Raw genomic sequence first — 13637 nt, forward strand, 5'->3', positions numbered from 1 at the left:
CGCGGCGGCGCGGGGGGGGGGGCCGCCGCCCCCCCCCCGCCCGCCCCCCCCCCCGGGGGGGGGGGGGGGGGGGGCCCCCCCCCCCCCCCCCCCCCCCCCCCCCCCCCCCCCACCGGGCACCGCCGGGCACCGCCGGGCACCGGCACCCCGACCGCACCCGGGCGGCGCTCAGACCTCGACCGACTCCCCGTCGGCCGCGCCCGCGCCGCCGCAGAAGACGGCCGCGATCAGCGCGCCCAGCGCCCCGGGGAACACCTGCGCCGGGTCCATCTCGGCATCGCCCATGGTCAGACCCGCCGTGAGGGTACGGCCACCGTCCGGAGTGGCGATCATCAGCGCGCCGAACCCGCCCGGGGCGCCACCGTTGTGGTGGACGATGGTGCCGTGCTCGGGGCCCAGGTCCTGCACGAACAGCCCCAGGCCGTAGCCGAGCATCCCGTGCGGCGTGCGCATCTCCTCCAGCAGCGGGGCCGGCAGCAGCCGTCCGCCCAGCAGCGCGGAGAAGAAGGTGTGCAGGTCCCGGGTGGTGGAGACCATGTCGCCGGCGCCGGTCAGCAGCGAGCTGTTCTGCCGGGTCACGTCGACGACCTTCCACTCCTCGCCGTCCTGGTAGCGGGCGTAGCCGTGCGCGTGCGGCTCGGGCAGCTCCGGCGAGCCGCCCGGCACCACGGTGTCCCGCAACCCGAGCGGCTCCAGCACGTGTCGGCGCATCGCCTCGGCGTACGGGAGGCCGCCGACCGCCTCGGCCAGCAGTACGGCCACGGTGTAGTTGGTGTTGGAGTAGTTCTGGCTCGTGCCCGGCTCGAAGCGGGCCGGCTCGGCGAGCGCGAACCGCACCAGCTCCTCCGGCCGGTAGTCGTGGAACCGGTTCTCCACCCAGGGCCCACCGACGGAGGGGAGGCCCGGCACGAAGGTCCCGTCGGCGTCGAGCTCGCCGGTGTAGTTGTAGAGCCCGCTGGTGTGCTGGAGCAGCATCCGCACGGTGATCCGCCCGTCCAGGCCGAGTTCCGGCAGGTGGTCGGCCACCGGGGTGTCCAGCCCGATCGCGCCGTCCGCGACCAGCCGCAGCACCAGCGCCGCGACGAAGGTCTTGGTACTGCTGCCGATCCAGAACCGCCCGTCCACCGGCGGCAGTTCGGTCCCGCCCAGTTCGCTCGTCCCTGCGGCGCCGACCCAGGCGCCCCGCTCGTCGTGCACCCGCATCTGAATGCCGGCGAACCCGGCGTCGACGAACGCCCGCACGGCCGCCGTCAGTTCGGGGCGCTCCGGCCCGGCGGCGGCCGGCGACGGGGTGGACGCGTTCTGGACGGCGGTGTTGACGGACATGGTGGTGCCTCTTCTCACGGGTCGATGCTGCCCGAACGACCGCTCCCGGGTCGTTCGCGTTTCTCTGAACAACTACGAAGCTACATTGCGTTCAGTCTTTGGTCAACGCATGGCATGCAATCAGATCCTGCCAACAAAGGGATCCTGGTCGCTTCATTGCAATGGATGGACGCTCAATGCAACGGTCCATCCATCGGTCGTTGCAATGGCCTGCGATGAACGCACCCGGGGCGGATCAGCGCCGGGCTCGCGGTGACATCCGGCTCCGGCCGCGAGCCCGGACCGGGGCCGGGCCGCCGAACGACCGGAGGACGAGGTTCCCGAGCCGATCGCCGGGCCCGGGACTTGCCACCCCGACGGGTCGCGTGATCGGATCACGGCGGCATCGCGTGCCGGTGACGGGCTGCGTCAGGCATGGAGGTGCGACAACCGAAGGGACGGCCCCAACGTGGCTTCCCAGGACGGCGGCCGCGCGGCCGCCCTCGGCCGGCAGCTCTCGCTGGCACACGACGAACTGCGTCGCCTGATCAACCGCCTCATCCATGACCTCAAGTCCGGTGCGGGACACCGGCCTCCGGACGGCGGGACGCTCGCCGCCCACTGCCTGGCCTTCTGCGGAGCCCTGGAGACCCACCACCGGGGCGAGGACGACGGACTCTTCGCACAGTTGGTGCGCGAGCGGCCGGAGCTCGCGGGGACGGTCGCGAAGCTGGTCGAGGACCACGGCCTGATCTCCTCGCTGCTGACCCGGGTGGCCGAACTCTCCCGGCAGGCCGTCGCCACCGGCGAACAGCTCCCGAGGGAGGCGATCCGGCGCGAACTCGACGGGCTGGCGGCCATCATGGAGTCCCACTTCCGGTACGAGGAGCGGGTGATCGGCGAGGCACTCGACCGGACGGTCCCGGACGGCGACTGGCCCGGTCCGGTCTTCCGCCTCACCCGGACGTGACGGTGGCACCGGGGCGGTGACGCCCGAGGCGGCGCCGCCCTGCCCCGGCCCGGGATCCACCCGGGCCGGGGGCCGTGTCGGGTCCACCGGGGCACCCGGCGAGAATGACCGGGTGACCACAGCTCTGAACCCCGCCGACGCCGCGTTCGCCCGCGACCCCTACCCGTTCTACGCCGGGCTGCGCGCGCAGGGCCCGGCGGCCCGGGTGGCGCTGTCCAACGGCACCTCGGCCTGGCTGGTGACCGGCTACCGCCAGGCGCGCTCGGTGCTGGCCGACCCCCGGTTCTCCAACGTCCCGGCACCGCGGGCCGACCGGGTGGGGCCGGCGGCCGGAGCCCGGTCCGTGCTGGAGCGCCACATGCTCAACACCGACGGCGCCGAGCACCGCCGCCTGCGCCGGCTGGCCTCGGTGGCCTTCACCCCCCGCCGGGTGGACGAGCTCGGCGGGCGGATCGCCCGGCTCACCGACGAGGTGCTCGGCGGACTCGCCGAGCGCCTCGACCGCGAGGGGACCGCCGACCTCGTCGACGACTTCGCCTTCCCGCTGCCGGTCCTGGTGATCGGCGAGATCCTCGGCGTGCCCGAGGAGGACCGGGCGGAGCTGCGCGCCTGGACCTACCGGGTCGGATCCCCGGCCGGCGCCCTCGCCCCCGGCGAGATCGACGCCGCCTGGCAGAGCCTGCACCGGTACTTCACCGGGCTCATCACGGCCAAGCGCGCGCAGCCGGGCCAGGACCTGTTCAGCCTGCTCGCCGCCGACGAGGACGCCGAGGCGCTGGACGACACCGAACTGCTGGCGATGGCGTTCCTGCTGCTCTTCGCCGGCTACGAGACGACGATGAACCTGCTCGCCTCCGCCTCGCTGCTGCTGCTCGGCCACCCCGGCGAGCTGACCGCGGCCCGGCGGGACGGCGAGCCCCGGTGGGGCGCGGTGGTCGAGGAGACGCTGCGCCACGCCAGCCCGCTGGAGGGCACGACCTGGCGGCGTACCCGGGAGGAGGTCGACCTCGGCTCCGGCACGGTCGTCCCGGCGGACTCCTCGGTCCTGGTCGTGCTGGCGGCCGCCAACCGCGATCCGGAGGTCTTCCCCGACCCGGACGCCTTCCGGCCGGGCCGGTTCGCCGCCGGTGACGGCCGCGCCCTGCCGCACGTCGCCTTCGGGCACGGCCCGCACGTCTGCCTCGGCGCCCGACTGGCCCGGCTGGAGGCGGTGATCGCGCTGCCCCGCCTCTTCGACGCCCTGCCGGCGCTGTCCCTCGCCGCCGACCCCGCCGCCCTGCCGTACCGACCGGGCCTCCTGGTGCGCGGGCCCCGCAGCCTCCCGGTCCGCCGGGCCGGGTAGGGCCGGCCGGGGCAGAACGGAACGGAACGGAACGGGCCAGGGTCCGGGCCGGGCCGGGGCCGGGACAAGGCCGACACGCCGGATCCGCGCACACCCCCTCCCTACGTCAATGCCGTTGACATACTCTGGCCGCCATGACCGAACGTGTGGTTCCCGAGCCCGAGCGGAAGCGCCGCCGGCCCACCAAACAGGGCGTGGTGCTGTCCGCCGAACTGATCGTCGACACCGCGCTGCGGCTGGTCGGCCTGCACGGCGCCGAGGCGCTCACCGTCCGGCGGCTCGGGGCCGCGCTCGGGGCCGACCCCAGCGCGGTGTACCGCTACTTCCACAGCACCGACGACCTGCTGATCGCCATCGCGGACGAACTCATCGGCCGCGCGCAGCACGGCTGGCGGCCCACCGGCGACTGGCGGGCCGACCTGCGCGCCATCGGCCTGCGCATCCACACCGCCTACCAGGCCCATCCCCAGGCCGCCCTGCTCGCCGCCCACCGCACCACCGGCCGGGCCAACGAGATCACCGCCGTCGAGAACATCCTGGGCATACTGCGCGACGCCGGCTTCCCCGACCCCGAGGCCGTCCGCATCTACCACGCCTTCGTCGACCAGAGCCTCGGCTTCGCCGTCCTGGACGCCGCCGCCCTCGCCCTGCCCTCGGCCGCCCTCAGCGCCGACTACCAGGTCTGGCAGGCGTCCTACGCCCGCCTCGACGCCACCACCCACCCCCACATCGCGGCCACCGCGCACCTGCTGACCGCCGACATGAACCGCAGCGCCTACCCCCAGGCGCTCGACCTCCTCCTCGACGCCGCCGAGGCGCGACTGAAGGCATCGCGCCAGGAGTGAGCGGAGGCGGCGCGCCGGGCGCCCGGACGGGGTGACCGCTGGAAGACCGGTGGAAGAACATTCGCCGCCACCGCGGACGAGCCCGCCCCGGCCGACCTGCGGCGCGGAACCGCAACGGCCCGCGCGCCTCCGCAGCGGAGACTTCCGGCGGGCGGGCCGGCGTCCGAGGATACGGCGGGATCCCGACGGACCACGCCTGAAGGGCAGTTCACGCCATGCTTCGCCACCTCGCCCGCCTCGGTGCCCGGCTCGCCGGTATCTACGCCTGCCGGATCACCAACTGGCGCCAGATCGGCCCCGGTCTGCCGGACGCCGTCATCCGCCCCTATGTGAGCGGCGACGTCACGGTGGACCGCTACGGCGTGCACGGGTCCGGGCTGGACTCCACCTCGTACTTCCTGGAGAAGATCGACTACGCCCGGGTGATCGGGCAGGACCAGGTGACCGACCACTCCTGCGTCGGCGTCGTCGCCCGGGAGAACCAGGGCACCGACACCGTCCTCCAGGACCCGAACGCCCTCGTGCCGTACTCGGTGGGCCGCTACGTCGGCCAGGCGTACGGCGGCCACACCTCCCCCGGCGACGAGCCCGGTCCGCTCACCCCGCGCGCGATCAACGGCGTCGCCTCCGTCAACACCACGGCGCGGTCCATCAACGCGGCGTTCGCGGCACTCCCGTTCGGCCGGATCGTCTCCAACGTCGTCCGGCAGAGCGAGTGGACCGCGCAGAACGCCCGGGGCGCCGCGCTGCGGAACGTCTTCGGCCCGGCCGGCTGGATCTGCGCGCACACCACGACCACGGTCCGCGACCAGGGATTCCAGCCGCTGCCGGGCTCCGTCTGCGGGACGGTCATCCACTGACCGACCACGGGCGGGCCTCCGCCGCGCTCCGCCTCCGCCCGGCCCGCCTTCCGGTCGTTCTGCGGTCGTTCTCCGGCGCGGGCGGCGGGCCGGGCGGAGCGCGGTGTCAGCAGGCCGCGCCCGGACGGGCCGCCGTGGCGCGCAGGAGGTCGCGCAACAGGGCGAGGTCCACCGCCTGCGGCTCGCGGAAGCGCAGGCACCCCTTGCCCATGTCCTGGGCCGCCAGCCGGTCGGCGAAGATCTCCCGCACGTCGGCGCGCATCAGGTAGAAGGAGATGTACTGCTTCTGGCTGGCGAAGGCGATCTCCGCGACGCCGTTCCGTTCGTACACGGGCATACCGTAGGCCATGACCTCGGTGAAGCCCGCCAGCTCCCGGCGGCACAGCCCGCGGAGCCCGGCCAGTACCTCGCGACGGTCCGCGGGCACCTCGGCCAGGTAGCTCTCGACGTCTTTCGCGGTACTTCGCACCATGATCGGAGGCTATGCCGGTTTCCCCGCCCCGGGCAAGGTCGGCGGTCCGCCCCCGCGGCCGCACGCGCCGCGGCGGACCGGGGTGACCGATCGAGGCGGCGTGTCGAACGCCCGATCGCCGTTCCCGGGGGGAGGGTGACCGGCGGGGGATCCCACGAGGAGGAGCGAGAATGCCCGAAGTCACCACTCCTTACGCGACCGGCACCCCGTGCTGGGTCGACCTGATGGCGAAGGACCAGCAGGCCGCGCTGGACTTCTACCGCGACCTGCTCGGCTGGCAGGGCTCGCCCGGGCCGGCCGAGTTCGGCGGGTACGCGGTCTGCGAGCTCAACGGAAAGGCCGTGGCCGGCATCGGCCCGACGATGAGTCCCGACGGCACGCCGGAACCGCCGACCGTCTGGACGAGTTACCTCGCCAGCACCGACGCCCAGGCCACCCAGGACGCGATCGTCGCGGCCGGCGGCACCCTGCTCGCCCCGGTGATGGACGTCGGCGACCTGGGCCGGATGCTGGTGGCGGCCGACCCGCAGGGCGCGGTGTTCGGCGTCTGGCAGCCGGGCGGGTTCTTCGGCGCCCAGGTGGTCAACGAGGCCGGCGCGCTGACCTGGAACGAGCTCCACACCAGCGACGTGCAGGCCGCCACCGCGTTCTACGGCGCGGCGTTCGGGATCGAGATCGAGCCCCTGGACGGCGCCGACGCGTACTGGGAGCTGCGGGTCGGGGGCCGGGCGGTCGGCGGGGTGACCCTGCTCGCCAACGACCCGCCCGGCACCCCGGCGCACTGGCTGACCTACTTCGCGGTGGACGACGTGGACTCCACGGTGGACGCCCTGGTCAGGAGCGGCGGCACAGTGCTGGCCCCGCCGTTCGACATGATGGCCGGGCGGATGACGGTGGTGGCCGACCCGCAGGGCGCCCCGTTCGCGATGATCAAGCCGCAGCCGCTGGCGTAGGCGGTGGAACCGGCGGTGGCCCCGGAGCGGCCGGGGTCACCGCCGGTCGCCCGCCCGGAGTTCGGTGGCGATCTGCCGCCGGCCGGAGACGACCGCCTCCAGCACCACGGCCGCGCAGACGAGCAGTGCCACGCCGGCCGTCGGCAGCAGCACCGGCAGGACACGGGGCCCCATCCGGTCCGCCACCGGCGCGCCGACCAGCAGCGACAGGTCGAAAGCCGGTCCGAGCAGGGCAATGGACCCGGCCGCGACCACGGCACCGCCGGCCACCGCGGCCAGCGTCCCCGGCACGGTCTCCGCCACGATCAGTGCCAGCCCCTCCCGGGGGCGGAGCCCCATGGTGCGCAGCCGGGCGAGGACCGCCGCGCGGTCGGGCGAGGCCCGCAGCACGGTCAGCAGGACGGCGAGCAGGGCGAACACGACGCCGGCGGCGGCCGCGAACCGGAAGAGCCGGACGGTGGAGCGCTGGAGCGGGTCGGCAGCCAGGGCGGCGGCCGTCTCGCGGGCGGTGCGCACGAGGTAGCCGTCGGGGATGCCGCCGGCCTCCTTGCTCACCTCCCGGGCCTCCTCGCGCAGGAGCCCGGCCAGGCCCGACGCGTCGGCCAGACCGCGGGCCGCGAAGAGCGGGCGCAGCCGGTCGGCGTCGATGTCGCCGACGGCGAACCAGTTGTCAGGCCTGGCGAGTTCGGGCAGCCGGGCGGAGGCCGCCCCGACCGGCAGGACCACGAACTCGCGGACGGCCTCGGGAAGGGCGGGAGTGGCGCTGATGGTGCCGGCGACGGTGGCGAGCAGTTCGCCACCGGGCGTGCGCAGCCGCTGCGGGCCGGGGGTGAGTTGTCCGGCGAGGCCGGGGCTGACCAGGGCGGGCACCGGCGCGTCCGACCGAGCGACGGTGGACGGCGCGGTGCCGGGCGGCGCGGCGTCGGACGGGACGGCGTCGGCCAGGACGGCGGGATCGAACGCGCCGGCGCCGACGGTGCGGGAGATCTCCGCGTACGCCCGGGGCTCGGCGACGACCAGGGTGACCTGTACGGCGAGGCGGCCGACACCGAGGAGGTAGGTCTGCCGCTCGATCCGGACACCGGTCGAGGCGCGGACACCCGGGAGCGCGTCCGCGGCCGTGACGAATTCCGCGGGCAGTGGCGCGTCCTGCGGGACCAGCACCGCGGCGTCGCCGCCGACCGCCGTGCGGGCCGCGCGCAGCCGGGCGCCGTCGACGGTGTCGAGGAGGGTGGCGCCGAAGCCGGCCGTGGTGACGGCGAGCAGCAGGGCGAGCGCCGGCAGAACGGCGGGGCGGTGGCGACCGTCGGAGTCGCGGGCGCCTTGGGCGAGGCCGAGGAAGGCGATCAGGCCGCGGTCGCGCCGGGCGAGGGCGGCGAGCCGGCCGAGGACGGGCGACCGGATCCGGGCGAGCAGCAGACCGCCGCTGAGCGCGACCAGCAGCGGGGCGGTGACCAGCAGTGGATCCGGCCCGCCGGTCGACGGGGCGGCGCCCCGGCGGCGGACCTCGGCGACGGCAGCGCCGGTGACGGCGAGTACGAGGAGTTCGCCGACCACCCGGCGCCGCCCGGATCCCCGGGCGCCATCGGGAGGGCCGCCGGTGCCCGGGGGGCGGGAGAGCAGGGCGGCGGCGCGGACCGGAAGGGCCAGCACGGCGAGCAGCGTCCCGGCCGCCGCGGCGAGGACGGCGGCGGTCCAGCGGGGGGTGGGCAGCAGGGCGAGGGCCAGGGCGGTGGCGGCCCCGGCCGCCGGCAGGACGGTCACCGCGCTCTCGCCCAGCAGGCGCAGCAGGATCGCGGCGCGTGAGCCGCCGCGGGCCCGGAGCAGCCGGAGTTCGGCGACCCGCCGGTCGGCGGCGAGCGCGGCGGCCAGGCAGAGCACCACGGCGGCGACGCCCGCGACGCCGGCGGGACCGATCGCGGCCAGCGGGGCGGTGGCCCGGTGGCGGGCGGCGGCCTCGGCGAGGACCTCGGGCAGCAGGGTGCTCGGGGTGAGGTCGGGCCGTCCGGCCACCTCGGCGGCCAGGACGGCGCCGGAACCGGCCAGGTAGGAGCCGACGCCGGAGCGGAGGGCTGCGAGCCGGTCGGCGCGCAGGGCGTGCGGGTCGACGGGCAGCCGCCAGAAGTCCTCGCCGCCCCCGCCCCAGGCGAGCAGGGCCGGGCGGCTGTCGCCGGCGGCGAATCCGGCGGTCTCCCAGCGGACACCGCCGCCGTCGAGGGTCTTCAGGCAGGCGCGTTCGGGGCAGGGCAGCTCCTGCCAGTAACGGTCGTGGGGATCGTCGGCGCGGTAGAGGCCGACGATCCTGGCCCGGGCCGCGGGGCCGCTGTCGACGGTGTCGCCGACCCGGAGGCCGATGGTGTCGGCGGCCCGCCGGCTGACGGCGATCGGCAGCGGCTCGCCGGGGGCGGCCGGTCCGGGCCAGGCACCGTCGGTCAGGCTCGCGTGTCCGGCGAGCCCCTGGAGGTAGAGCAGGTGGAGTTGCGGGGCCGTGCCGCCGGGGCGGTCGTAGCCGTCGTTGAGCATGGCCCGGTCGGTGAGGGCGCGGGTGCCGTGGTGCTCGCCGTCGCGGGTGAGCGGGACGTCCCCGGTGATCTGTCCGACCAACCGGTCGCGGGCCGAGTCGAGCTCGGCGGCGGGGGTGTCGGGGCGCGGGCGGGCGGTGAGGTGGAGGCTGGTCGCCTTGACGCCGCGGTCCTGGACGAAGGCGGCCAGCGCGCTGTTCGCGCCCCGGTCGGTGGCCCGGGGCAGCGCGGTCACGGTGAGGACGGTGACGAAGGTGAGGACGGCGGTGAGCACGGCGGTCGCGGGCGCCGCGCGCAGCCGGGTGCGCACCCAGGGCGCGGGCCGGTGCTCGTCCCCGCGGCGCCCGCGCCGTTGGTGCGTCAGCATGCTGCCCCTCACCGGCGGGCGCCCCGGAGCGTCCGGCCACCGGTCACCGGCCCTCGATCACCGAATAGCGGACGATGCTGCCAGACGCGTCCGCGGAAGGGAAGGTCCGTTCGGGCAGAACGACGGCCGGGGCGGTGGACCGGGGCGACGGCCGGGGCGACGGGGGCGCGTCGCGCCGGGCGGCGGCCCGGCCCGGCGTTCTCTAGGCTGAGCGAACGGTCTTTCCCCTCGAATTCATAACGAAAGGGACAATCATGCCGTCCATCCTCAACCCGTACATCACCTACAACGGCGACGCCCGGCAGGCCCTGGAGTTCTACCAGCAGGTCTTCGGCGGCGAGCTGAACCTCAACACCTACGGCGACTTCGGCGCCGGGGAGGGCCCGGGCGGCGACCGGATCATGCACGGCATGCTGACCACCGGCGGCGGCATCACCCTGATGGCCGCCGACAACCCGCCCGGCACCGACCAGGCGCCAGGCGGCAACATCTCGGTGAGCCTCAGCGGGGAGGACGAGGCCGAGCTGCGCGGCTACTGGGAGAAGCTCTCCGGCGGCGGCTCCGTGGCCGTCCCGATGGACAAGCAGATGTGGGGCGACATCTTCGGAATGTGCACGGACCGCTTCGGCGTCACCTGGCTGGTCAACATCAACCAGCCGCGTTCCTGAGCCGCCCGCAGGACGGCGGCCGCCCGCCCCGTGGCGGCCGCCGTCAGTGCCCCGTGACACAGTTCCGCCCATGAACATCACCACCACTGCGCACAGTTGGGACCAGGCCGTGGCGCTCTTCGAGCAGCGCCGCCTGCCCGCCGACTCCTACGGGAACCTCTACGAGGAGGAGTACGACGTCCACACCGGCCCGCTGACGATCGGCGGCCACCTCGACCTCGACGCCGCGGAGCCCGACGGCACCGGTTACATCGTCGACGGCGACCTGCTGGTGGACGGCGCGGTCATCAACATCGACGACGGCTGCCCCGCGCTGGTCGTGCTCGGCGACCTCCGGGCGGCCGCCGTCCACCTGGAGGGCGACGCCAAGCTGATCGTCGGCGGGGACGTACACGTCGGGGCCTTCGTCGGCCACATGACGGACAAGCTGGTGATGATCCACGGCGACCTCCGGACCCGGGTCACCGTGCTGTCCGCCGAGTTCGAGCCGGACCTCGTCGCCGGCGAGCTGTTCGGGCCGGTGCTCGCCCCGCCCTACCTCGCACCGGACCCGGACGCCGTGCCGGTCGCCCCGGAGACGGTACTGGTGCCCGAGGTGCTGCTGACCGCGGCCGACACCGACCCGGACGAGCGGCGCGGCTTCGACACCCCCGGCGTCCACGGCGGCCGCCTGCTGGAGCGCATCGAGGCCGGTCTCCCGGTGACCCTGGCCGAGCAGGCCGCCCGGGGCTGACGGAGAGCCGACCGCCGGGGTCCCCTCCTTGCCCTCAACCGCACTTCAAGTCCTACGGTGCTCGTACGACCCGCACCGCGTGCGGGCCGCACGTCCGAGACACCAGGAGGGGACCCCCGTGTCGACCCAGCAGATCTCCGACGCCGAACTCGCCGGCCAGCCCGCCGCCTACTGGACCGGCGTCGCCCACGAGGCGCTGATCGCGTTCACCCGCGCCCGGCAGGCGGAGAAGGGCTACACCCAGCCGCAGTTCTGGCTGCTGCGCAACCTGTCGAAGAACGACATCTCGCCGGACGGGGCGGGCCTGACCGTGCCCGAGCTCCGGGCGGCCATGGCCTCCTACCTCCGGCCCGAGGACGACCTGACGGCGGAGGCCGCCGTGCTGGTGGAGCGCGGCTGGCTGAGCCAGGACGCCGACCACCGCCTGTGGCTCACCGAGGAGGGGGAACGGGCCCGGGTCGACCTCGCCCGCAACGCCCCCGCGATCCGCGCCGCGCTGCACGCGGACATCGACGACGCGGACTACGTCACCGCGCTGAAGGTGCTCCGGCAACTGATCCGCAACGCGGGCGGGACCGTCGACTGACGGACCGGACGACCCCGTGGTGGGAGGATGTCCGGCATGACGGATTCGGAAGGGTCGGACCTGACCGGCGACGGCGTCGCGGTCGAGGCGCTGCTGCGGGAGACCGGTGGCGACGCCGCCGGGGCACTGTGGCGGCTGACCGGCGGCGAGCGCCAACTGGACGCCAACGTGGTGCGGTTGCGCCCCGGAGCGGCCGTCGCCGCCCATGTCGAACCGGACCTGGACGTGCTGGTGCTGGGCCTCGCCGGGCAGGGGACGCTGCGCTGCGCGGGCGTGGAGCACCCGCTGGAGCCGGGCGCGCTGCGGCTGCTGCCGCGCGGTGCCGAGCGCGCCGTGGCGGCGGGCGCGGAGGGCGTCGCCTACCTGACGGTGCACCGCCGGCGGCCCGGTCTCACCGTCCGCCCCCGCCGCTGACTCCGGCCCCGAATCCATCGCCGTTCACCCGGTGGCGCCGAGACGCGCCAGGTAGGCGTGCACCGGGCCGGGTTCGGTGGCCGGGGTGATCAGCGCGATGTGGTTGTCCGGCCGGACCAGGACGAGGGCCTCGCCGGTCACTCCGTAGGCCCGGCGGACCTCGCCGTCCCGGTCCTCGACCCGCACCGGCCGGACGTGGCCGGGCAGTCCGGCGAGTTCGGGGCGGGCTCCGGCGCCGAGGCCGAGCAGGGTGAAGTCGTCGCCGGCGAACCGTTCGAAGAGCCGGCCCGGAGCGCCGTCCGGGCCCGGGCAGGGTCCGTCGGGCGCCCGGTCCCCGGCCCGCGGGCGCGGCTCGTCGTCGGCCTCGCCCGCGCCGCCCTCGCCCGCGTCACGCCCGGCCGCGCCGGACCCGGCCGGGCCGCCCCCGGCGAGACTGCTCCACCGGTAGCCGAGGGACAGGCCGGTGAAGTCGCCGACCCCACCGGCCTCGACCCCGATCCCGGGCGTGTCGATGCCCTCCACCACGGCCGCCATTCCGGCACTGGTGACGTCGAGCGTCCAGGCGGCGATCGGCAGCCGCTCCTCCTGGTAGGTGTCCAGCAGGGCGGGCGCGGCGAGGCCGCGCAGCACGTGGCCGAGCTTCCAGCCGAGGTTCCAGGCGTCCTGGACGCCGGTGTTCATGCCGAGCCCGCCCGCCGTGGGGTGGACGTGGGCGCAGTCCCCGGCCAGGAGGACCCGGCCCTCCCGGTAGCGCTCGGCCATCCGGACGTTGACCCGCCAGGTGGACAGCCAGGTGGCGTTGCCGAGCCGGATGTCGTCGCGGCCCGTGTGCCGGGCCGCGAGCCGCTGGAAGCTCTCCAGCGACGGCGGGACCGTCCGGCCGTCGGCGTCGGTCTCCGGGGTCGCCTGGAGCTGCCAGCGGGGGCTGTCCTCGAACGGGCAGAGCATGAAGGCGCCCTCCGGGCCGAACCACTGGTGCCAGGCGCCCGGCTCCAGCCCCTCGACCTCGACGTCGCCGCAGACCATCATCGGCTCCGGGTCGCCCTCGCCGACGAAGGGGATGCCGAGCAGCTTGCGCACCGTCGAGCGGCCGCCGTCGCAGGCGACCACGTACTGGGCGGGGATCCGCCCGCCGTCCGCCAGGACCACCTCCGCGCCGTCGGCGTCCTGCCGGACGTCGACCACCTCGGCGCCGAGCTCCACCGTCACCCCGAGCTCGGCGAGCCGGTCGCGCAGCAGCCGCTCCAGCTGCGGCTGGTACAGCCAGCGGCTGGCCGGGTAGGGCTCGGTGGCGCTGGGCCGGGCGCCGGCGAAGGGCTCCGTCTCGTTGACGAAGGCGCCTTCGAAGTACTTGCGGAACGGCAGGTGGGTGCGGCCCACGGCGGCCAGGCCGTCGGCGAGGCCGAGGTCGGCGAGGATCTCCAGGCTGCGCGGGTTGAGCGTCTTGCCGCGGGAGCCGGTGGCGTGGGCGGCGGCCCGCTCCAGCACGCGCACCGCCACGCCCTGCCGGGCCAGCCCGCAGGCCAGCGTCAGTCCGGTCGGCCCCGCCCCCACGATCACCACGTTCGTCACGGTCACGGTGTTCGCCACGTTCGTCATT

General features: G+C 75.4%; 13 protein-coding genes. 9 read left to right on the plus strand and 4 right to left on the minus strand.

Features of this window, described 5'->3' with window-relative positions; all coding sequences use genetic code 11:
- Window positions 1–168: 168 nt before the first annotated feature.
- On the minus strand, window positions 169–1326 hold the full coding sequence (locus ACIQ9P_RS37780; protein WP_402366609.1) for a serine hydrolase domain-containing protein: 1158 nt from the start codon (window positions 1324–1326) through the stop codon (window positions 169–171).
- A 448-nt stretch (window positions 1327–1774) separates the two neighbouring features.
- On the opposite strand from ACIQ9P_RS37780, the gene ACIQ9P_RS37785 reads away from it, so the two are divergent.
- From ACIQ9P_RS37785 to ACIQ9P_RS37800, 4 genes are all read left to right on the plus strand, one after another.
- The gene (locus tag ACIQ9P_RS37785; RefSeq protein ID WP_402366612.1) at window positions 1775–2275 is read left to right on the plus strand and encodes a hemerythrin domain-containing protein; all 501 of its coding nucleotides are present in this window, start codon (window positions 1775–1777) and stop codon (window positions 2273–2275) included.
- A 112-nt stretch (window positions 2276–2387) separates the two neighbouring features.
- Entirely contained in the window at window positions 2388–3617 is a 1230-nt protein-coding gene (locus tag ACIQ9P_RS37790; protein ID WP_402366615.1) for a cytochrome P450, read from the plus strand.
- Between the two features lie 134 nt (window positions 3618–3751).
- The gene (locus tag ACIQ9P_RS37795) at window positions 3752–4462 is read left to right on the plus strand and encodes a TetR/AcrR family transcriptional regulator (RefSeq protein ID WP_402366618.1); all 711 of its coding nucleotides are present in this window, start codon (window positions 3752–3754) and stop codon (window positions 4460–4462) included.
- Window positions 4463–4677: 215 nt separating this feature from the next.
- Window positions 4678–5322 carry a hypothetical protein gene (locus ACIQ9P_RS37800; protein WP_402366621.1) on the plus strand — a complete coding sequence of 215 codons (645 nt, stop codon included), beginning with the start codon at window positions 4678–4680 and terminating at the stop codon, window positions 5320–5322.
- Between the two features lie 106 nt (window positions 5323–5428).
- Here the strand turns inward: ACIQ9P_RS37800 and ACIQ9P_RS37805 are convergent, their stop codons facing one another.
- Window positions 5429–5794: a DUF1801 domain-containing protein gene (locus ACIQ9P_RS37805; RefSeq protein ID WP_402366624.1), complete on the minus strand. Its 366-nt coding sequence runs from the start codon at window positions 5792–5794 to the stop codon at window positions 5429–5431.
- A gap of 170 nt (window positions 5795–5964) precedes the next feature.
- On the opposite strand from ACIQ9P_RS37805, the gene ACIQ9P_RS37810 reads away from it, so the two are divergent.
- Window positions 5965–6747 (plus strand): VOC family protein, encoded by a 783-nt coding sequence (locus ACIQ9P_RS37810; protein ID WP_402366627.1) that lies wholly within the window; start codon window positions 5965–5967, stop codon window positions 6745–6747.
- 36 nt (window positions 6748–6783) lie between these two features.
- Here the strand turns inward: ACIQ9P_RS37810 and ACIQ9P_RS37815 are convergent, their stop codons facing one another.
- Window positions 6784–9636: a hypothetical protein gene (locus tag ACIQ9P_RS37815; protein WP_402366630.1), complete on the minus strand. Its 2853-nt coding sequence runs from the start codon at window positions 9634–9636 to the stop codon at window positions 6784–6786.
- 254 nt (window positions 9637–9890) lie between these two features.
- On the opposite strand from ACIQ9P_RS37815, the gene ACIQ9P_RS37820 reads away from it, so the two are divergent.
- From ACIQ9P_RS37820 to ACIQ9P_RS37835, 4 genes are all read left to right on the plus strand, one after another.
- Complete coding sequence (locus ACIQ9P_RS37820; RefSeq protein ID WP_402366633.1) at window positions 9891–10304, plus strand: VOC family protein; 414 nt, start codon at window positions 9891–9893, stop codon at window positions 10302–10304.
- 70 nt (window positions 10305–10374) lie between these two features.
- Window positions 10375–11037, plus strand: coding sequence for a hypothetical protein (locus ACIQ9P_RS37825; RefSeq protein WP_402366636.1), 663 nt, complete (start codon window positions 10375–10377; stop codon window positions 11035–11037).
- A 118-nt stretch (window positions 11038–11155) separates the two neighbouring features.
- Window positions 11156–11623 (plus strand): MarR family transcriptional regulator, encoded by a 468-nt coding sequence (locus tag ACIQ9P_RS37830; protein WP_402366639.1) that lies wholly within the window; start codon window positions 11156–11158, stop codon window positions 11621–11623.
- Window positions 11624–11659: 36 nt separating this feature from the next.
- On the plus strand, window positions 11660–12037 hold the full coding sequence (locus tag ACIQ9P_RS37835) for a hypothetical protein (RefSeq protein ID WP_402366642.1): 378 nt from the start codon (window positions 11660–11662) through the stop codon (window positions 12035–12037).
- A gap of 24 nt (window positions 12038–12061) precedes the next feature.
- Here the strand turns inward: ACIQ9P_RS37835 and ACIQ9P_RS37840 are convergent, their stop codons facing one another.
- Window positions 12062–13636 (minus strand): FAD-dependent monooxygenase, encoded by a 1575-nt coding sequence (locus ACIQ9P_RS37840; RefSeq protein WP_402366645.1) that lies wholly within the window; start codon window positions 13634–13636, stop codon window positions 12062–12064.
- Window position 13637 lies beyond the last annotated feature (1 nt).

The sequence above is a fragment of the Kitasatospora sp. NPDC094019 genome (genome assembly GCF_044764505.1).
In the GTDB taxonomy this organism is placed as follows: domain Bacteria; phylum Actinomycetota; class Actinomycetes; order Streptomycetales; family Streptomycetaceae; genus Kitasatospora.

What these genes read in the sequence shown, in the direction of transcription:
- ACIQ9P_RS37780 (WP_402366609.1), bottom strand. Translation starts at nt 1,326, where the DNA reads ATGTCCGTCAACACCGCCGTCCAGAACGCGTCCACCCCGTCGCCGGCC.
- ACIQ9P_RS37820 (WP_402366633.1), top strand. Translation starts at nt 9,891, where the DNA reads ATGCCGTCCATCCTCAACCCGTACATCACCTACAACGGCGACGCCCGG.
- ACIQ9P_RS37810 (WP_402366627.1), top strand. Translation starts at nt 5,965, where the DNA reads ATGCCCGAAGTCACCACTCCTTACGCGACCGGCACCCCGTGCTGGGTC.
- ACIQ9P_RS37805 (WP_402366624.1), bottom strand. Translation starts at nt 5,794, where the DNA reads ATGGTGCGAAGTACCGCGAAAGACGTCGAGAGCTACCTGGCCGAGGTG.
- ACIQ9P_RS37840 (WP_402366645.1), bottom strand. Translation starts at nt 13,636, where the DNA reads ATGACGAACGTGGCGAACACCGTGACCGTGACGAACGTGGTGATCGTG.
- ACIQ9P_RS37815 (WP_402366630.1), bottom strand. Translation starts at nt 9,636, where the DNA reads ATGCTGACGCACCAACGGCGCGGGCGCCGCGGGGACGAGCACCGGCCC.
- ACIQ9P_RS37825 (WP_402366636.1), top strand. Translation starts at nt 10,375, where the DNA reads ATGAACATCACCACCACTGCGCACAGTTGGGACCAGGCCGTGGCGCTC.
- ACIQ9P_RS37795 (WP_402366618.1), top strand. Translation starts at nt 3,752, where the DNA reads ATGACCGAACGTGTGGTTCCCGAGCCCGAGCGGAAGCGCCGCCGGCCC.
- ACIQ9P_RS37800 (WP_402366621.1), top strand. Translation starts at nt 4,678, where the DNA reads ATGCTTCGCCACCTCGCCCGCCTCGGTGCCCGGCTCGCCGGTATCTAC.
- ACIQ9P_RS37835 (WP_402366642.1), top strand. Translation starts at nt 11,660, where the DNA reads ATGACGGATTCGGAAGGGTCGGACCTGACCGGCGACGGCGTCGCGGTC.